15 protein-coding genes are annotated in these 20415 nt (G+C 53.6%); 7 read left to right on the top strand and 8 right to left on the bottom strand.

Features of this window, described 5'->3' with window-relative positions; genetic code table 11:
* Positions 1 to 37: 37 nt before the first annotated feature.
* Positions 38 to 3142 (bottom strand): Ig-like domain-containing protein, encoded by a 3105-nt coding sequence (locus FHW71_RS03165; protein WP_179450178.1) that lies wholly within the window; start codon positions 3140 to 3142, stop codon positions 38 to 40.
* Between the two features lie 254 nt (positions 3143 to 3396).
* Entirely contained in the window at positions 3397 to 4818 is a 1422-nt protein-coding gene (sbcB, locus tag FHW71_RS03160) for an exodeoxyribonuclease I (protein WP_179450180.1), read from the bottom strand.
* A gap of 201 nt (positions 4819 to 5019) precedes the next feature.
* On the opposite strand from sbcB, the gene dacD reads away from it, so the two are divergent.
* The 4 genes from dacD (at position 5020) to tmaR (ending at position 8527) form a co-directional block, all read left to right on the top strand.
* On the top strand, positions 5020 to 6186 hold the full coding sequence (gene dacD, locus FHW71_RS03155; protein ID WP_154157321.1) for a serine-type D-Ala-D-Ala carboxypeptidase DacD: 1167 nt from the start codon (positions 5020 to 5022) through the stop codon (positions 6184 to 6186).
* 88 nt (positions 6187 to 6274) lie between these two features.
* Positions 6275 to 6739, top strand: a complete 465-nt coding sequence (locus FHW71_RS03150) for a GyrI-like domain-containing protein (RefSeq protein WP_179450182.1) — start codon at positions 6275 to 6277, stop codon at positions 6737 to 6739.
* Between the two features lie 247 nt (positions 6740 to 6986).
* Positions 6987 to 8045 (top strand): FUSC family protein, encoded by a 1059-nt coding sequence (locus FHW71_RS03145; protein ID WP_008110562.1) that lies wholly within the window; start codon positions 6987 to 6989, stop codon positions 8043 to 8045.
* Positions 8046 to 8206: 161 nt separating this feature from the next.
* Positions 8207 to 8527: a PTS system regulator TmaR gene (gene tmaR, locus FHW71_RS03140; protein WP_008110563.1), complete on the top strand. Its 321-nt coding sequence runs from the start codon at positions 8207 to 8209 to the stop codon at positions 8525 to 8527.
* Positions 8528 to 8574: 47 nt separating this feature from the next.
* Here tmaR and FHW71_RS03135 read toward each other — a convergent pair whose 3' ends face one another.
* On the bottom strand, positions 8575 to 9636 hold the full coding sequence (locus FHW71_RS03135) for a LacI family DNA-binding transcriptional regulator (protein ID WP_179450184.1): 1062 nt from the start codon (positions 9634 to 9636) through the stop codon (positions 8575 to 8577).
* Between the two features lie 99 nt (positions 9637 to 9735).
* Between FHW71_RS03135 and FHW71_RS03130 the strand changes: the two genes are divergently transcribed.
* On the top strand, positions 9736 to 10503 hold the full coding sequence (locus FHW71_RS03130; protein ID WP_179450186.1) for a YdcF family protein: 768 nt from the start codon (positions 9736 to 9738) through the stop codon (positions 10501 to 10503).
* 30 nt (positions 10504 to 10533) lie between these two features.
* On the opposite strand, the gene FHW71_RS03125 is transcribed toward FHW71_RS03130, so the two are convergent.
* Positions 10534 to 11445, bottom strand: a complete 912-nt coding sequence (locus tag FHW71_RS03125) for a ketopantoate reductase family protein (RefSeq protein ID WP_179450188.1) — start codon at positions 11443 to 11445, stop codon at positions 10534 to 10536.
* A 211-nt stretch (positions 11446 to 11656) separates the two neighbouring features.
* Here FHW71_RS03125 and fusA point away from each other — a divergent pair, with 211 nt between their 5' ends.
* Together fusA and FHW71_RS03115 are read left to right on the top strand one after the other, a co-directional pair.
* Positions 11657 to 13753: an elongation factor G gene (gene fusA, locus FHW71_RS03120; RefSeq protein WP_179450190.1), complete on the top strand. Its 2097-nt coding sequence runs from the start codon at positions 11657 to 11659 to the stop codon at positions 13751 to 13753.
* 167 nt (positions 13754 to 13920) lie between these two features.
* Positions 13921 to 14514, top strand: a complete 594-nt coding sequence (locus FHW71_RS03115) for a LuxR C-terminal-related transcriptional regulator (protein WP_179450192.1) — start codon at positions 13921 to 13923, stop codon at positions 14512 to 14514.
* 96 nt (positions 14515 to 14610) lie between these two features.
* On the opposite strand, the gene FHW71_RS03110 is transcribed toward FHW71_RS03115, so the two are convergent.
* The 4 genes from FHW71_RS03110 to FHW71_RS03095 form a co-directional block, all read right to left on the bottom strand.
* The gene (locus tag FHW71_RS03110) at positions 14611 to 15777 is read right to left on the bottom strand and encodes a CfaE/CblD family pilus tip adhesin (protein WP_179450194.1); all 1167 of its coding nucleotides are present in this window, start codon (positions 15775 to 15777) and stop codon (positions 14611 to 14613) included.
* Between the two features lie 9 nt (positions 15778 to 15786).
* A complete protein-coding gene (locus FHW71_RS03105) occupies positions 15787 to 18525 on the bottom strand; it encodes a TcfC E-set like domain-containing protein (protein WP_179450196.1) in 2739 nt (912 codons plus the stop codon).
* Between the two features lie 221 nt (positions 18526 to 18746).
* Positions 18747 to 19250, bottom strand: a complete 504-nt coding sequence (locus tag FHW71_RS03100; protein ID WP_008107322.1) for a CS1 type fimbrial major subunit — start codon at positions 19248 to 19250, stop codon at positions 18747 to 18749.
* A gap of 102 nt (positions 19251 to 19352) precedes the next feature.
* Entirely contained in the window at positions 19353 to 20150 is a 798-nt protein-coding gene (locus tag FHW71_RS03095) for a fimbrial protein (RefSeq protein ID WP_179450198.1), read from the bottom strand.
* Between the last annotated feature and the right edge of the window lie 265 nt (positions 20151 to 20415).

Genomic DNA, 20415 nt, shown 5'->3' with positions numbered 1-20415 from the left:
AATGACACAGCGTTAATTTACGTTACTTCAGAGCAAATCAGATTATTTCAACTTTAACATCTGACTGCACAAGCAGCTCTGCATTCTCACCATTGTGGCTATAAACTTCATATTTTACGCCCGCAACGGTAATGGTGCCTTTTTGATGCGTCCACTGCTCAATATCACCACCTTCCGGCATAATATCGTTCAGTTGAATAACATCATTTTTATCGCCCTGAATCATCAGTTGCTTGGCATCAGCTTCAGTGAAAAGACCTTCCTCGCCATAAGTCAGCAAATCTTCCACGGTGATAACTTTGGTGGTGCTTTCACCATCTTGCAGGTCAATAATCGCTTGGGATTCGACAAGGCCATTTAACTCAACCTTGCTGTCATCATGGGCAGCGATGTTGGCGCTATTACTGTCGTAGCCGTAATCGGGGTTTACTGGGTTATTTCCCCAGATAACGTTATCAATCAGAATATTAGTCTGACCATAGGTATCGATCGCAACACGATAGATTAGCTGACCAGCAGGTGCAGTATAGTTTACGAAGCTACTATAACTACCGGAATGTATTACATTGTTATAGACATCATAAAAAGTTACGCCGACATAACCTTCCAGGCTGAATTGGATGTCAGTAGTCTTGCCGACAGTAAAGCTAAAAATATCATCAGGTGAAAGCCTCATCTTTCCGTTTTCTTGATAAGCCACGCCGGTTAGAACTGCGAAACCCTCAAGTCCATTACCTGAGCTATATACCGGTCCATCTGGAATAGTTGTAAAATATGCGTCACCTTTACCTGTAGGATAACTGGATACACCATAAATAACACTTGCAATACCCATTCCCCCTTTATCTTTAACCGTAACTGTCACCTTGCCAATCAATTCACCTTGTGGCGCTACAAATCCTGATTGTTTTATAACTCCCTCGATTGATGCACCAACTTTGGAACCGAAGTCCGACGATCCCAAATATTTACCTGTGGTGCTGTAATAAGCTAACCGTGCCCAGCCACTGTCGGACAGCCCATTAACTGCCATATAAAAATCAGTAGAAGCTGCTATTTCAAAAGTGACACTTTTCGCAGTGTTATCACCGTCATCAAGAAACTTAAGGTAACCTGGTTCCTTTTTAACTATCGCTTGGTTTTTAGAGTACAGAGTTCCTTCCACTAATTTTAAGGTGCCCCCGTTTAATGAACGGAAAGTGTATCCTGAACTAAATGACCTGCTTCCTGTAATGATCACTGGATCATCATGAAAACTATCAGCGTAGTAACCTTCACCCGATTTTCCAGTACCCACCAAAGTAAACCTGGCTTCATTTGAAGGGTCGCTGACTCCGGCTGATTTTACTTCTCTTGCGGTGATACTGTGGAAACCTGAAGAATAATTACTGTCGTGCAGATATGACCATTTACCGTCGGTGCCTGCCGTGGTGCTGCCAATTAACGTTGTGCCATCGTAAATATTAATAACGCTCAGCGCGCGGCCTGTGCCTTCAACCTTTACGCTGCCATCATCAATAATGCCGCCATTAGCAAACTTGTCGTATGCGCCACTCGCCTGGTGCTCGAACAATCCTGTAATGCTTGGTTTATCCGGACCCAAACCGGAAGTATCGATTTCGATCTGCCATTTATTTGACACGCCGGAATAGTCACGCTGCACGGCCCAGAAGTTATGGCGTCCGTCGCCCAGCGCCGTCGGCGTGAAACTCCAGTCACCATTACTGCTTGTCTGCGTGGAGCCCAGCAGTGTGCTGCCGTCGTAAATAAGGACAAAGCGTCCCGCTTCAGAGCGACCGGATAAGGTTGGCGTGCTGTCATCGGTGATACCGTTGTTGCCGACAGGCCCGGTAACGCCAACATCGTCAAATACCTGTGTAATGGTGGTCGGCACCGAAGGTGACGGATAAATATGCAGATCGAAACTGTCATTCCAGTCCGCTGCATCTTCACTCTTAACCTGGAAATTCCAGTCGCCAGCTAACAGATCAACCGACGGCGTCCAGCTCCATTTTCCATCATGGCCTACATCAACGGTGACACTGTTCTGGCTGCCATTGAGCGTGTACTGAATCACAACCCGGCTGTTCGATTCTGCCCGACCAGTGAATCTCGGTGACATGTCATCGGTAAAGTCGCCGCTGTTGAGTTTGCCGATAGTGGTGCCAAAATCGTCCCAGACTTCGGTGATTTTTGTCTGTTGATCGCCTGAACCCGCAGCAAAGATGTCCAGGTTAAATAGTGCAGAAGAGACTTTAGGTGTCGCCGCCTGGAACTCGTATTGACCGGCCGCCAGCGCAGGGGAAGGGGTCCAGCTCCAGTTTGGTCCGTTCACCGTTGCGGTTGCGCTTCCTGCCCAGGTGCTTTCACCCGCTTTGCGGTAGTAAACGATGACTGTAGCGCCTTCATTTGCCTGGCCGCGCAGTGTTGGCGTAGTGTCGTCGGTGAGCGCGCCATTGTTCAGCACGCCACTCCATTTCCCCACATCATCAAGGGCGTCGACGATGGTAACGAAGTCAGCCATGCCAACATTAATGATGAAGGAATCAGAGACTTTGCCCTCACGGTAAATCGGCGCACCATTGGCATCTTTGCCAAACTCTTCAATAGCCACCAGGGTTAATACGTTCTCACCCTGTTGCAAATCATTATTCGGCTCGATAACCCATTTGCCGGTCACTGCATCAGTTTTTGCACTGCCAATATCATTGCCTGCTGCATTCCGCAAATATACAACGGTATTAGGCTGAGCAACGCCCGTCAGGGTTGGTTTAGCATCGTCTGTTAGTTGGCCCGGATCAAAGCTACCGGTTTTCGCGCCAACGTCATCTTTGAGATTTATAAGCTCAGGGGCTTCTGGAGGCGTAGTATCAATGACCAGCGTGCGTAAGGTTGCTGGACCAACGTTACCTGCAGCATCAATGACAATAATTGACAGATTATAAACACCATCAGGCAGATCTTCATCGAGCGTCCAGGTGAATTTACCGTCAACAGGATTGTAATCCGCATTGACCTGTTTTTGGCCAAGCGTAATTCTTACTACGGTGTTTGGATGGTATTCACCGGTGGAGCCGGCGAAAGTAGGGCGTCGAATATCTCTGTAAATATATTTTGTCTGGTCATATGCAAGTAAGTTCATAGTTTCAATTCCGATTCAATAACTAAGCGTTGTAGTGAGTTAAGAGAATCAAAATGGTATAGAAACCTATTTCAGCTGCTAAAGAGACGTGTCTCAAAAGCCGGTCAAAGGCTATGAGTTATGTGTATTTTAAGAGTGGAACTAAAAAATCAGACGGAGAGTGAAACCAAAGAATTCGATGCTTAAAAAAACGAAGTAAAAAGCCGGTTAAAAGGAAAACCCTCTCTTGCGAAGAGGGCATTGAACAAATCTTCTTAAGACACTAACTCCTGCGCATACAAATACAGCGCCTTCAGCTGTGCCATCTTCTCAGTATTGTCTTCATGCAAACTCGCCAGCGACTCTAGCTCCAGCAGAAACGCCTGCACACGCTCAGCATTCAGCGCTTCGCGGCGATGCTGCAACCAGCGCTGCTGCTCGGCGTCATCCAGCGTGCCGGGGAAGTTACGCGCCCGGTAGCGGAACAATAGTTTAGCAATGCGCTTATCCTCAAAGGTCAAATCCAGCGCCGGTAAGTTCTGCGGTGGCGTCTGTCGAATAATATTCATGCCAGCGCGATCGGCGTCGCTGAAGAAACCGTCATACAACTGCGCATCCACATCATCTGAAGGCGTAAACGGCTCGGCGTCGGCAAACAGCGCCACCACTTTCTCACGCACCTCCGCGTGTTCGCGCAGCAGCTTAAGGTTTGCGAGACACTGCTGACGATCGATATTCAGGCGCGCGGCATCTTCCGGACGCAGCGTGCTCGCGGGCGCCAGCACCGGACACTTATTGATGTGCACCAGCTTGATCGGCACCGCAGGCAGATCGCCCAAATCGCTGTGACGGGTATACAAACGCTCACGCAGTTCATCTGATCCTAGCTCTAGCAGCGGCGACATATCACCGGCCAAATCGGCGACAATCAGCGCGTTACGATTATCCGGATGCCACGCCAGCGGCACAATCCAGCTGGTGTTACCGCGCGCTGCGCCAAACATGCCTGAAACGTGCACCAGCGGTTTCATCTGCGGGATATCAATCAGCGTCATCAGTTTCTGTTTGTTGCGATGGGTAAACAGAAACTCAAATAGCTTCGGCTGCTTCTCTTTTACCAGTTTCGCCATCGCCAGCGTGGCATAAACGTCCGACATTGCATCGTGCGCCTGTTCGTGCGCCACGCCGTTGGCCTTGGTGAGATGCTCCAGCTTAAAGCTCGGGAAGCCATCGTCATTTTCCGGCCACTCAATGCCTTCCGGGCGCAACGCGTAGCAGGCACGCATCACATCGAGTAAATCCCAGCGTGAATTGCCGTTTTGCCAGCTCCAGCCGTACGGATCATAGAAGTTGCGATAGAAGATATTGCGCGTCACTTCATCATCAAAACGCACATTGTTGTAACCAATCACACAGGTTTGCGGCTCGCTAAACAGGCCGTGAATGCGTTCGGCAAACGCCGCTTCTGTCACGCCGCGCGCTTTGGCGGTTTGCGGCGTAATGCCGGTGATCATCACCGCTTCCGGCTGCGGCAGATAATCGTCGGCCGGCTGGCAATAAAACACCTGCGGTTCACCTACCGCATTGAATTCTTTATCGGTACGCAGGCCCGCGAACTGCGCCGGACGGTCCAGCGATGGGCTTTTACCGAAGGTTTCATAATCGTGAAATAAGAAGGTGAACTCAGAGGCGGGCACGGCGTTATCCTGGCAATGGAGAATCAACGCACAGGATAGTCGTCCGTGGATAGCAGTACAACCTCGATCATCCTCGCTGCGAGCGGGCGCGCAGCATTTATGCGCAGTTCATACTTTTTTTCAATTTATTCAGATCTGTAAGCGCTATTTGCCGTAAAACGTGCGGCGGTAAATTCATTTTTTGATCTTGAGGAAGAAGTGTTGAAAAGGCGTCTGCTGGTAACTGTATCTGGAATGATTATTTGGGCATCGTTGGCGCAGGCTGACGACAGCATGCCGTTTCCCCTGACGCCACCGCCGATTGATGCGGCTTCGTGGGTGCTGATGGACGCCACAACCGGACAAATTCTCACTGCCGGCAATCCGGATGAAGAGCGTAATCCGGCCAGCCTGACCAAACTGATGACCGGTTATGTCGTGGATCGCGCTATCGATCAGAACAAAATTAGCCGCGATGACAAAGTCACCATCGGCAAAGATGCGTGGGGCGCAGGCAATCCGGTGTTTAAAGGTTCTTCGCTGATGTTCCTCAAGCCGGGCGATCAGGTCACGGTGCGTGACCTGATGCGTGGCGTGATCATCGATTCGGGTAATGATGCCTGCGTGGCGTTAGCGGATCATGTGGCCGGTAGCGAAAGCAGCTTCGTTACCATGATGAACAGCTACGTGCAGAAGCTTGGTCTGTCGCACACCCATTTCGAAACCGTGCACGGCCTCGATGCGCCGGGCCAGCACACCACGGCACGCGATTTGGCGGTGCTGTCGCGCGCCATCATCAGCGGCGAGCCGGATTTCTACGCCATGTACGGTGAGAAAACCCTGAGCTGGAACGGTATCACCCAGAACAACCGCAACGGCTTGCTTTGGGATCAAAATCTGCACGTCGATGGCCTGAAAACCGGCCACACCGAAAGTGCTGGCTTCAACATCATCGCCTCTAACGTCGTCGGGCGTCATCGCTTGATCGCGGTGATCATGGGCGGCAAGAGTTCGAAAGGCCGTGAAGATCAGGCGCGCAAGCTGCTGGTTTGGGGCCAAAACACCTTTGACACCGTGCAGCTGTTCCACGCGGGCAAAAAGATCGGTACCGAAAACGTCTGGTACGGCAATCCGCATAAAGTGGATGTCGGCACCACGCAGGATATTTATCTGTCGCTGCCGCGCACCGAAGTGGCCAACGTGATGGCGAAGTACGTTATCGATCGCAAAGATTTGGAAGCGCCGCTGAAAGCGGGCGAGCAGATTGGTGAAATTCAGGTGATGGACAAAGATAAGCAGCTGGCAAGCTATCCGCTCTACGCGCTGCAAGCGGTTGATCAGGCTGGCATCATTACGCGCATCAGCGATTACGTGAAACAGAAACTGTAATCTGTCGCGTATTTCCGCGTCATCATCGTCGCCGTGCTGCGGCGGTGATGGCACAATCGCTGTTTCTGCTGCTGATGAGAGGCAAGGTATGAAAGCATCGATTGTTGAACGTAATCCGCAAAGCTGGCTCGGTTACCATCTGCAAGGTCCGTGGCAGGAAACCGTGCCGCGCGGCTTTAACCAGCTGAAAAGCTGGGTAAGCGAGCACAAGGTTGAAGGCGAATGGCTGGCGATCTATTACGGCAATCCGCAGGAGCTGCCGCCTGAAGAGCTGCGCGTGGAAACGGTGATTACCGCGCCAGAAGAGATGATTCCGGCGGCGGGCGACGATATCGAAAAAGGCTTATTGCCGGGTGGCCGCTATTTTCATGCGCGTGTTGAAGTGCTCAACAACGATTTCTTCAGCGCGTGGCGCAGTTTGTTCGATAGCTTGAACGCCCAGGGCGGTTGGCAAGTCGACAATCGTCCGTGCTTTGAGCATTACCTTTCAGATGGATCTGACAGCGGCGACTGGTTGGTGGATATGTATATTCCGGTACGTGCGGCTGAATAAATTACGCGGTCACCATAAATGGTGACCCTAAAAAACCGCACCGCACCCGTAAGGTCGCCATTCATGGCGACCTTCTTAATGGCCGCATAAAACTGAATGCGTTACATCAATGTTTCCATTGGGAAAACCTGATGTAACGCCCATGTTGAATTTCAGCAAAACACGAAAAATAGTTGCGTTCAACCCTGATGCCGCAGCCCTCGCCAGGGTAACATAGCGCGCAAATTTTTAGCGTTCCCGGACAACCATGTTACGCGCTGACAAGCCCATCTCGCAGATTGAGTTCTGGTTCTACCGCCACTATCGCGCCGTGCACGGCGTGCGCATCGCTATCGCTTTTGTGCTGTGCTTCCTGTTTGTTCGCCTCACCGACATTCCCGAAGGCACCTGGCCGCTGATCACGCTGGTGGTGGTGATGGGGCCGATTTCCACCTGGGGCAACGTGCTGCCGCGTGTGGTGCAGCGCATTAGCGGCACCTTCGCCGGTCTGATTTCTGGCCTGATTGCGCTCAAGCTTGAGCTGTTTTCGCTGCCGGTGATGCTGGTGTGGTGCGCCATTGTGATGGTGGTTTGCGGCTATCTGACGCTGGGCAAACATCCCTACATGGCGCTGTTGATCGGTATCACGCTCGGCGTGGTGGTAGGTGCACCGGCCGGGGATTTCACCATTGCCATGTGGCGCGGCGGCGACGTGATTCTCGGTTCGCTGATGGCACTGCTGTTTAGCGCCATCTGGGCGCAGCGTGCGTACACGCATTGGCGTATCCAGCTGTCGGATGCATTTATCGCCATGGCCAAGCTGCATCACACCGGTTTCTCCGCCAATCTGCTGGAGAAACCGCGGCTGAATAAACCTTTTCAGAAGCTGCTGAGCGGTGTAATTAAAATGCGCGCGCTGCTGGAGCCGGCGAGCAAAGAGACGCGCATTCCGAAATCGGTGTTTGAGGCGATCCAAACCATCAATCGCAATATGGTGAACACCATGCAGATGCAGATTGATGCATGGTGGTCGTCGCGTGAAAGCCACTTGATTATGCTCAATGCGCCCACGCTGCGCCGCACCCAGCAGATGACCGAAGACACCCTGAATGCGCTGGCAACGCTGATGGTGAAAGGCGAAACCGAGCAGATCACCGCCAACAGCCACGCGCTGGAGGAGATCACCCAGGAATTGGAGCAGCTGATTGCCAATCGCAGCGGGCGTTCCGAAACTACGGCGATTTACGGTTACGTCTGGCTGAGCCTCGAACAGGCGCGTCAGCTGGAGCGCATGACCGATTTAGTGCGGCTGGCGCTGCGTAAATAGTTTTCTCAGGCAATGACTTAATGTGAATCACCCTTTCTTTGCGCTAAGATAAGCGCCAGTCCGAATTTAGCGGTGAGAATTGCAACCCTGGCGGCCAAGCCGCTAAGCTAAACGTTATGACTATTCCGCCTGCCGACGCAGGCCTCAAGAAAGGTGCCAACATGGAAAATGCCAAGCAATCATTTCAGGACGTACTGGAGTTTGTGCGTATGTTCCGTCGTAAAAACAAACTGCAGCGCGAAATCGTGGATAACGAGAAGAAAGTCCGTGATAACCAGAAACGTGTGCTGCTGCTGGACAACCTGAGTGAATACATCAAACCAGGCATGAGCATCGAGGCGGTGCAGGAAATTATCGCCAGCATGCGTGTGGACTATGAAGACCGCGTTGATGAATACATCATCAAAAACGCTGACCTCTCCAAAGAGCGTCGCGAGCTGTCGAAGAAGTTGAAAGCGATGGGCGAGCCAAAAGCGCAATAAACCGTAGGGTCGCCATTCATGGCGACCTTTTTCTTTCTACTTCCCGCTTAACGCTTCAACTTCCGCGCCAAAACCTGCAACTGCTGTGCAATCTCCGCCACATCCACTTCATCCTGCTGCGGTGCCGCCGTGGTTTCACGCAGTACCAACTCGGTTTCCAGCGTCTTCTCTGTCACATCGCCGCCTTCCAGCTGCGCCAGCAAGCGATCAACACTCACCGCGCCCAACTGCTGCAAATTCTGCCGCACGGTAGTTAACGGCGGCTGATACCACGCGCTTTCCGCCGTATCGTCATAGCCAATCAGCGAAATCTCCGCCGGGATCCTCACGCCATGTTGATGCAGCGCCCGCATCGCGCCGAGCGCCATTTGATCGTTGGCCACCAGCAGCGCCTGCGGCAGATGGTCGGGCAACTGCGCCAGCAGTGCCTGATAGCCCGAAGCCGCGCTCCAGTCACCGCTCAACACGCAGAATGGCGTGAGTTGATGCGCCGCCAGCGCCTGCTGCCACGCGGCAAAACGTGCGCGCGCCGAAGCGGAACTTGCCGGGCCATTTAACACGCCAATCTGACGATGGCCGAGCGCCACCAGATGATCAACCGCCTGCTGCGCACCGGATTCGCTCTGATACTGGCACTGCGCCACTTCAGCGCTGCGCTCCACATCGAGAAACAGCACCGGTTTGTTGTCGCACTGTTGCTGAATCTGCGCGGCCTGCGCGGCATCCAGCGGCAGGTTGATCAGCAGCGCATCCACGCGCTGTGCCAGCAGTTCATTCACTGTATCCTGCGGCGCGCTGTCGGGATTCGCCATGGCGATCACCAGATGATAACCCTGCGCTGCCGCGCGTTGCTGAATCGCCGAAGCGATCTGTGCGGGCGCCATCAAGGCTAAATCGCTGGTAGCGAGCCCCAGCGTACGGGTGTTTTTGCCCGCCAGCTGCTGCGCCACGCGATTCGGCACATAGTTGAGCTGCTGCATCGCGGCTTCTACTTTGGCGCGGGTGCGCGGCGAAACCTGCTCGGAATGGTTGAGGACGCGGGAAACGGTTTGATAAGAAACCCCAGCCAGATGAGCAACATCGTCGAGGGTTACGGAGCGCGCAGTCATGAATCTCTCCTGAAGATTAAGCTGCGAGTGTAGCAAATTTTTCCCTGCCGACACGCACTTAAGCCGCTACACTGCCAAAGGTAAAAAGAGGAGAACCGGATGCAACTCAATAACCATCAGATTCAGGATATCAACACCTTGGCGGCCTGGCTGGCGCTGGATCAGATGCCACAAGATGGCTCGCTCGACATCGATTTAGCCATTCTCGCCGGTCACGCGGTACTACCGAACGTGGAAGCGGTGATTGCCGTGGCGAAAAAATATCAGCTGCCGTTATTGATCAGCGGCGGCATTGGCCACTCAACGCCGTTGCTGGTGGAGATGCTCGCGGCGCATCCGCTGTATCGCCAAATCGACAGCAAAGGCAAAAGCGAAGCCGAATTGTTAGGCGATGTCGCCCGCGTCTTTGCCGCGCTGCCGGACGATCTGCTGCTGCTGGAAACCACCTCACGCAACTGTGGGGAAAACGCCGCCTTCAGCCAGAAACTGCTGGATGAGCACAGCTGGCAGCCGCAGCGCGTGCTGCTGGTGCAGGATCCGCTGATGCAGCGTCGTACCTGGGAAACCTTCCGCTTTCAATGGCGCGATCGTGCGGATGCGCCGGAATTTATCAGCTGGCCGGTGTTTGGGCCGCAGGTGAAGATGGACGCGGGCATGTTGCGCATTATTGGTGCGCCGCCGCAGGGATTGTGGTCGATGGAGCGTTTTCTCTCGCTGCTGATGGGGGAAATCCAGCGCTTGCGTGACGATGAAAATGGTTACGGGCCGCGCGGCAAAGGTTTCCTCGGCCACGTTGAGGTGCCAGAAGAGGTGGAAGCGGGCTGGCAACGTCTGAAACAGTTGCCAGGCGTGCAGTCACGGTTATGAGATTTCGGTCGCCATCCCTGGCGATCCGTTTTATCGACCCTGCACATACACCTGCAAATTGACATACACCGCGTTCAGCAACGGCGTCACCACGCCGCTGCGTGCGCCGCGCACCAGCAGATCGCCAATCACCTGATCGGCCTCAATCTCAAAGCCCTGGGTTAAATCGCGATACATCGACGAGGTCATCGCTGCTTTAGGATTGTTCAGCGTCTCATAAATCTTCGCCGTCACCGCCGGGCGCTGCTGATAACCTTCCGCGCTTAGCACCGACAACACTTCACCAAATACACTTTGCAGCAGCGCTTCGCCGCCTTGTGACGTTAGCACCTGTTGCGTATTACCGCGCGCGAGACAACACACCGCACCAAGCGTGCTGAGCAGCAACCATTTTTCCCACAGCTCGCTGATGATGTTGTCGGCAAACACCGTATCAAACTGCGCCGCACGCAGCGCTTCATCCACCAGCTGCAAACGCGCATCATTGTGACCGTCCAGCGCGCCGTAATAGAGAATATGCAGCGGCGTCATCTGCAGCACTTCGCCGTTTTCACCCAGCGTGGCGTTGATTTTGCACAGGCCACCAATCACCTTGTCGCCAAAGCGTGCACGCAGCGTATCGATATGTCGCATGCCGTTGAGGATCGGCATGATCAGCGTGTCGGGGCCGACGGCGGGCGCGATGTCGGTCATCGCCTGATCCAGCGCGAAGCTTTTTACCGTCAAAATAATCAGGTCAAAATGCCCCGAAAGCGAGCCGGCCTGCGCCAGTTGCGGCTGAATCAATTCGCTACCGGCGGGCGTTTTTAGCACCAGACCGGTTTGCTGCAACTGCTGAAAGCGGCGCTCGCGCACCAGAAAAGTCACATCACGTCCTGCTTGCGCCAGACGCGCACCGAAATAGCCGCCGGTGGCGCCGGCGCCGACTACCAGAATACGCATGGTCAATTTTCCCGTTGAGAGTGAAAGCCTTACCTTAAAGTGAGCGGCGACGGCTTTCCAGCCCGTAAATGCTGAATCAGATACAAGATTTTAACGATGTTTAAAAAAGGCTCAAACTGTTCGTATTTACTCGTACAATAGGTTTAGGCTGTTGCGCAGCGGCGGGCAATGGTGCGCGCCGCATAACTAGTCGAATGACTAAGGACGCATCATGCCCCGAACCCTCCCCATCGAACGTTATCGCAACATCGGCATCTCCGCGCACATCGATGCCGGTAAAACTACCACCACTGAGCGCATCCTGTTTTACACCGGAATGAGCCACAAGTTAGGTGAAGTGCACGATGGCGCGGCAACCACCGACTGGATGGCGCAGGAGCAGGAGCGTGGTATCACCATTACCTCGGCAGCGGTGAGCTGCTTCTGGCCCGGTATGGACGGCAGCTTTACGCCGCACCGCATCAACATCATCGATACGCCCGGACACGTCGATTTCACCATTGAAGTTGAACGTTCAATGCGCGTGCTTGATGGCGCGGTGATGGTGTATGACGCCGTCGGCGGCGTGCAGCCGCAGTCTGAAACCGTGTGGCGCCAGGCCAACAAATATCATGTGCCGCGCATCGCCTTCGTCAACAAAATGGACCGTCAGGGCGCGGACTTCTTCCGCGTGGTGCAGATGATGAAAGACCGCCTGCACGCCAATCCGGTGCCGATTGTCATTCCTATCGGTGCGGAAGAGCACTTCAGCGGCGTGGTCGATCTCAACAAAATGCGCGCCATTTACTGGGACGACGCCAGCCAGGGCATGAGCTTCAGCTATGCGCCAATTCCTGCTGAGTTGCAGGCACTCGCCGCCGAGTGGCGCGAGAACATGGTGGCAGCGGCGGCTGAAGCCAGTGAAGCGCTGATGGATCGCTATCTGGAGCAGGGCGATCTCAGTGAAGACGAGGTGATTGCCGGATTGCGTCAGCGCACGTTGCTCGGCGAAATCCAGCCGATGCTGTGCGGCAGCGCGTTCAAAAACAAGGGCGTGCAGCGCATGCTCGACGCGGTGATTGAACTGATGCCTTCACCGCTCGACGTACCGGCAGTGAGCGGCGTCAACGAGCAGGGCGAACACGATGAACGTCATGCGGATGACAGCGAGCCGTTCTCGGCGCTGGCGTTCAAACTGATGAGCGATCCCTACGTCGGACAGCTGACCTTCGTGCGCGTCTACTCCGGCGTGCTGCGCAAAGGTGACAGCGTATGGAACGCGGTGAAAGGACGCAAAGAGCGCATCGGTCGCATCGTCCAGATGCAGGCCAATGACCGTATCGAGATCGAAGAGATTCGAGCCGGCGATATCGCCGCCTGCGTGGGGTTGAAAGAGGTCACCACCGGCGAAACGCTGTGTGATCCCAATGCGGTGATCACGCTGGAGCGCATGGAGTTTCCCGATCCGGTGATTTCGCTGTCGATTGAGCCGAAAACCAAGAGCGATCAGGAGAAAATGGGCCTGGCGCTACAGCGGCTGGCGGCCGAAGATCCGTCGTTCCGTCTGCACACCGATGAGGAATCGGGCCAGACGATTATTTCCGGCATGGGCGAGCTGCATCTGGAGATTATCGTGGATCGCATGAAGCGCGAGTTTGGCGTGGAAGCCAACATCGGTCGGCCGCAGGTTACTTATCGCGAAACCATTCGCAAAACGGTGCGCGAGGTGGAAGGTAAGTTTGTGCGCCAGTCGGGCGGTAAAGGTCAGTACGGCCATGTGGTGCTGACGCTGGAGCCGCAGCAGGCGGGTGCCGGATTTGCCTTTGAAGACGCCACCAAAGGCGGCGTGGTGCCGCGCGAGTTCATTCCTTCGGTGGAGAAGGGGATTCGTGAAGCGCTGAACAGCGGCGTGCTGGCCGGTTATCCGGTGGTGGACATCAAAGCCACGCTGACGTTTGGTTCGTACCACGACGTCGATTCATCGGAAATGGCATTCCGCATGGCGGCGATCTTTGGCTTCAAAGCCGCCGCGAAACTGGCCGATCCGGTGATCCTCGAACCGCTGATGCAGGTGGAAGTTGAAACGCCGGAAGAGTATGCCGGTGGCGTGATGGGCGATCTGTCGTCGCGGCGCGGTACGCTGCAGGGCATGGATGAACGCTTTGGTGCGCGCATTATTCGCGCCGAAGTGCCACTGTCAGAGATGTTTGGCTACGCCACTACGCTGCGATCGATGTCGCAAGGCCGCGCAACCTATAGCATGGAGTTTGCGCACTACGCGGAAGCGCCACGCAACGTGGCTGAAAGCATCATCGCCGCGCGCGCCTAGCTTTAGAGTGAAATCAGACCGGGCACAGAGGTAACACGTTGTGCCCGGTCTACTTTTAAATCGACCGCTCGATCACGTGAATTATTTAGCACCAAAAATGGACAGTTAATTTCCGCCGGTAAGCCGATAGTATTTGCAGAATGAGGGATATTTATCGGAAATTAATCATGGATGTCATTTATCTGGATCAGTCTTGCTATCACCAGCAGGGCTTAATTGCGCTGCTGGAACATTCAAATATCACTTGCTGTAATACGCTTCGTGAAATGAAGACGCTGATGAGTGACAGGGAAAAAACCGCCAGCCTTTCACCGATTATTATTTTTGATTTGCCAGTAAACTTCCGCACGGCGCTGGCTCAGATAGATTATCTGACCAGACTGAAGATCACCTTAAATGCGACGCTGATTTTCTTTTCAGATTCAGTGAAAAACAAGATTAATTACAGCACTCATGCCATCACAGCCGATTGTTTTATCGATAAAAGATCTCCAATCGGCACCATCAGTACCAGGCTGGCGATGATGTTGTGCCAGCATAAAAACGGCCAGCTGTTGGCTGCTCCCGCCATCAATAATCATTTAACCCGTAAAGAATTCAACTTCCTGCGTTGTTTATTCACTTACGAATCGATTGAAGGTGTGGCGAAAATAACCGGTATAAATAAAAAAACACTCTACAGCCATCAGAATAAGATTGTTAAAAAACTCAATCTGAAAAACAGCCTGCATCTCTATCAGCGTTTCACCAATAATTTTTAAACCACCCATCCCGCACGGTCGCCATTCATGGCGACCTGATGCGCATAAATGCGCACCCAACGAAAACATCGGATAATGTCATCACCGCCCGCGCCATTATTGCGTCGTCGGAGTATAAATAATCCTCAACGTACCCTGATAACGGCCCGCTGTTTTTGACGATAAGGTGAAGGCTGGCGTAATGAGTTGTATCGGCGCGGGAACGCACAGCACCGAATTGCTCTGGCCCGGTAACACCACACGCCTTAACACTCCTCTGTTGGTGCCGCTCCAGATAATTTCACTGCCGTTATCGACTGCCTGGCGCGCTTTAGTCAGCGGGTTAATCACTTCAACCGCATAATCGAGACGATTTTGCGCCAGATTTTTGTCCGCGCCTGTGCGATATAACGAAAATAATCCCGTGGCTCTGGCGGGCGCGGCTGCACCTTCGTCCTGAAATAAGATGCTCACCCGGTTGCTGTCAGAGTTATTGCCGTCGTACAGGCACATATCCAGGGAACGGCTGCCGCTGACGGTGGTGGTGGCGCGCGCACCGGGGAAGGTTTTTAAACCGAGATCAATATTGGCGGCCGCATTGCCAAACTCTGGCAGATAAATCTGCTGATTACCGTAATCCGTCACCTTAAAGGTCATGGTGGCGATCCAGTCACCCATCTTCGTCACGTTGGTACACCCCACATTCACGTTCTGCGAATTTCCGGTGCAAGAGGTCACGGGCCACTGCATCAGCGACATTTTCAGCGTTGCGCTCCAGGTGCCCGCCGACGGGAATTTACTCAGCTCAGAAGAAGGAAGATAGGCTGAATAATCGGTGCCATCGCCACGCGGCGTGACGGCACCGCCAAAAGCATTCATCGGCACCAGATTGGTCGCCACCACCACATTATTCAATGAGCGCCTTTTGGTGAGATAGACATTCAGTACCAACGTCTGTTTGGTGCTGCTTTCGGTAAACAATAGCGGCACGGGATAGGGTGACGGCGACGCTTCCAGCCAGACAGGTAATGTCAGGCAGGCACCATATTGATTGCTGGTGCGCGACTGGCAAACCAGCGTGTTGCGGCCCCATTTTGGCGCGTCGTTGGTATCGTAACCGCCGTTTTCATTGGTCCAGATCGGCAATTGCGCCGGCACTGACATACGGTCAAACGTCACCGCAACGCTGGTATTGCGTCCAGAAGGCGTGAGCGTGGCGGCCTGCGCCAATGTGTTGGCCATCAACCAAAACAGCGTCAGCGTGATAAGAAATCTACTTTTCATCCAAAATCCCTATTGTTGTTGCGTCGCAGAAGGCGCGGTGCGAGCCAGCGGAACCTCATCCGCCTGGCGGGTGACAATCAGCATTTTTGCTCGTTGCTGTACATCCTGCGGCACTGAAGCCAGTTCGATAGGTTTGCAGTCGCTATCACCGACGTAACGCACCACGTCATGGGTGCTTTTCACCTTCATTTCACAGCGGTACATCTGCATGCCGCGCACCATGTAGAGATTTTTTATGCGGTGATCGGTCTCGGCGCTGAATCCGCCCTGGCCCAAACCGGACCAGCTGGCGACATTCAGCGGTGTGGCACCTTCCAGTGGAAGCTGTTGATTGATCATCAGTCTGCCGAGCCAGGTGTAGCGCGACACAATATTCACCTTGCTGACCAGCATGCGGCCCGGTGCGATGAACAGCGTGCGTCGTCCGGCACCTTGAGTAATTTCGCTGCGCATCCCGTCGGTGGATTCGATGGAATCATTGATGCTGATCGCGCTCTGGGTGTAAGCCGGTACGCTGAAGAGTGTGCGGCCGGTGCCGTGCAGGCTGGCGCTGCCTGCGCCATCAACCGAGACATCCACCCGGGTGTCGCGACTCTCATCGCTGCTCGCCACATGCAAACCGACCGCCGCACCGGGCAGGCCGTTGCCCCATTTACCCCAGTACAGACCGGAACGCGCCACTGCCAAAGAGGAGTTATAGCTGCCGCTGCTGCTAAAGCGTTGAGCGGATGAACCGGACGATGCCGAGCTGACCGCCAGGCTGCCGCTGCCGTATTCACCGCCGGTTTTGCCATAAACGGAAGCATTCAGCTTGTTTTCCTGATTACCGTTGAGGTTCACACCGATTTCCTGCTGATTTTGCGCATCGAAATACCAGTTCTGCGCCACGTTATAGCCAATCTGATCTTTGTTATTGCGATCGGTTTGGTAGGTCATGCCGAGCGAACTGTAGCTCGAATGTGAATTGACGGTCGGGGTGCTGACGCGCGAGAGTGAAACCGAGAGGAAGCCGCCATTATCGCGCTGGGTTCCGCTGCTGCTGGTGCGGGTAAAGAGATTGGCGCTGGTATTAATATTGATGCCGTTGACGCTGAAGCCGCGCCCAAGGCCAGCCTGCCAGGTGGTGGTCTGCGTTTTGCTGTAGAGGTTGCGGCGCGCCCACTGCGGCACCACCGCGTTATCATCCAGTTGAACGGGCAGCACATTGCGGCCCTCATTCTTGCTGGCGCTGTAACCTGCATTCAGATACCAGCTTTTCACCGGCACGCTGAACATCAGGCTGCTGCTCTGGTAGCAACCGCTGAACCCGTACTGCCCACCGTTGTTGCTGTAGCAATCCTGCGCATACAAGGCGCTGCGGTAGAAACTAAGGGAGAATCCGTCGTTATAGGCGACCTGCTGGATATTGCCGCGCGAGCCTTCGCTGCCTTTCAGGTAGCTAAAGCGGGTGGTGAGAATGCCGTCGAGCAGCGGGTTATCAAAGCCGTGACTCCAGTCGAGCGCGCTTTCAATAAAGCGGTTGCGGTTGGTCACGGCGACACCGCCGGTCAGCGCGGCGTCTTGCGTCACAGGCACTTTGATGCCCGCCTGCATCACGCGGCGGTCGGCACCCTGTTGTGATGCAGCGCCGTTGCCCTGCATCTCGCGATCGGGAATGGTTCCGCCTTGTACAAACCATTCAATGTTCTGGCTGGTGGCATTGCCGGTACGGCTAAAAGGTACCTGTTCGGTACGTGACAACTGATTCTCTTCATAGATGCGCAACGTCACGCTGTAGCTGCCATTGGGAAAGGCGCTGGTATCGAGGTTTTGCGTACCCGCATTGAGGTAAAAGGTGCCCAGCAGTTGCTGCCCGCGATAAGCATCAATACGCGACGGGCGCGTAATAAACACCGTCACCGGCGTGCCTTGCGCCGCCTGTGCGCGGTTCATCCAGGCGAGCGTCGAACCGACGCGCGCACCTTCGATGGTGCTAAGCGGTAGCTGGCTTAAGGTAATGTTGCCGCCGGCGTTGCTAAAGATATCGCGCGAATCCATGCGTCCGGCCTGCACGTAATAGCGCTTGCCGAGATCGCGGCGCAGAAACACGTTGTTAAAGCGTACTTCCTGATGACTCTGCAGACGGTATTTTTGCGCCAGATAGTCCCAGTCGATACCGGCATAGCTGTTTTCAGTGAGTCCAAGCGCGCCCGCACCCTGCAGGGATAACGTCTGGTCATCGCGATTGGTGACGAAATTGATATTCTGCTGATGAATAAACGCCGCTTCCGTTTCGGCGGTCTGCTGGTAGTAGGGCGATGAGTTGTCTAACGCCAGCGGCACAAATTCCGGGCCGAGAAACAGCGCCACTTTGGCATTATTTTCGTCGTAGATCAGCGCGAGGGAATCGGTTTCCAGATAGTCGCAGCCTGCTGCGCCGCCGTTGCTGCTGCATGCCTTGTTGCCGTTGCGTGCCAGCGGTTCACTGATCAGATGGTCTAAGCGCTTTTCCTGCTTCGGATCCTTTTGATAATGCTGCATCACCGCCCGCGCAACCTGATGCGGTTTTAGGAACGTGACGGTTTCAAGCGAAACAGAGGCTTCAAACAGGCCCAGCGATTGCCCATAAACAGAAAGGTTGACCCACAGCGTCTGGCCGGTGACCAGCGATTCAAAACCAGGCGGAACCTGCGTGGCAGCGCGGGGTGCAAGAGAGGGGATCAGGGTAATGAAAGAGGCGATTAAAACGACGCGAATATTGACCTTCATTACAGCATCCTGCTGAAAAAGAATAATAAGGAGGGCGATCTGCCTAATGCCGCTCACTTAAGCAATAAATTGCCTATGTAAGCAGGTGCGCATGAATGCGCACCCTACGAAAACCTCGCCAACTGCTGTAGGGTCGCCATTCATGGCGACCGATTACGCTTAACTGACGTGCATTAGGGGCGAATGCCCCCCGAAATAATTGATCAGTCAATACCGACAAATTAGCTCTGCGTGGTGGCCTGAGTAATTAACAAGCTGATCACGCCGGAATAGGTACCGGTTGCCAGCACGCCTTGCGTGGTCTGCGAGATTTTCAGTGGCAAGACTGACGAACCGTTGGCGGTACCCGCCGGGAACAGCGAGGCGTAAGTCAGCGGTGTGTTGGTGGTAGTAATCGGTTTTAAATCCGCGCCCAGCGTGACGGTCAAGGGTACCGCTGTACCGGTGACGGTATTGTTAAGCTGAGCAGCGCTCACCAGCGCAACGTTAATATTGGCGGTTTGCGAGTTCGACCAGATTTTGGTGTCCAGTGAATAGGTAGACAAACCACGGCCCGGAATATATTGCATATTAATGGTGCCCGGTAATGCGGTTCCGTCCGCCTGGGTCATATCGACCGTCGAATCGACATTCGCATTCACCGTAATATCTTTCTGCACCGCCTGTGCATTAAATACAGCCGTTAACGCAGCAGCGATGACAAGTGGTTTAATTAATTTTTGCATTTGTAGCTCCGTGAAAATCCTTGTACTGGCCGTAAATGACCGTCTCATGGGTAGTAAACTGCTTTATAACAAACAGGTTGTTATTCCTTTAATAGGTGTTGATCATTGTCCGATAACGTACTCGGCTATATTCCGCGTGTTGAGATCAACATATTTAATTCTGACTTCCTGAGCAGCGCTTAATTCTGCCGAACTCCAGGCTTTGAAGCGCAGTGTTTCATCCGGATAAACCGTGGCGTGTTCTTTTTTCCACTGGCAACTGCTGCTGATATGTTGTTTTGAGCAAACCGCCACCTCACGAATCACAACGCGTACGGTACCTGAATTCTTGACTTCGCCCGATGTGGATGCAGTAAGCGATAACCGGGCATTGCGCGGCGGAATATGGACCAGCACGCCCCAGACTAAATTGATGCCGACCTGATTGCTGATGTTATTATTCGGCAGCGATTTATCTTTCAATTCATCCGGGGCAGCAACGGCCTCAAAGTAGACGCGCCAGGCGGTCTCTTTTTCCGGCGGTTGTAATGAAATCAGCCGAATGATGCGTTGAGAACCGGAAGCGAGCGCGAACTTATCCGGTGTAGCGATAAGCGAGCGAGAAACGGCATCCTCAACCAATATTTCTTTTTCAAACGGTGTCGCAGGACGCTCAATTCGCTTGATGCTGACGCGAATAAACTGCGCTTCACCGCTCTGTGATAATGTCTGCACCTGCGCCGCACCCTGATTATTCAGGGTGACTTCCATTGGATAGACACTCATATTTGCCCATGCTGATGGAATAGCAATAAAACCCATGAGGATCAGAGGGTAAGCGAGTTTTTTTAGCAGATAATTATTGGATAAAATACCCAATGAAAAGCCGTGATGCAGCATCTTTTGCGGTGAATCGTCCATGATAAATCCTTATGAAATCCATTAAAACCCTGTCGGATATTCCCTGTAAAAATCGGCATGGCTATAAGCCAGCGTGGCTTAATCAAGCGGAATAACCGTGCGTTAAGAAAGTTCTCATAAGGGCTTTGTTAAGTCACTGTCCATTTTTGTGGTTAATTTTTTTAAGCTGTGCTGCAAAGTGAATACTTGAAAAAATATCGCAGCCTAACTTAATGAAATAGCTATAAAAACAAAGATTAATTTACAGGCTTAGGAATGGCCTCAT

The organism is Enterobacter sp. Sphag1F (genome assembly GCF_014193275.1).
GTDB lineage: Bacteria > Pseudomonadota > Gammaproteobacteria > Enterobacterales > Enterobacteriaceae > Pantoea > Pantoea symbiotica.
The sequence above is the reverse complement of the archived record's forward strand: the minus strand, read 5'-3'. Positions and strand labels throughout refer to the sequence as shown.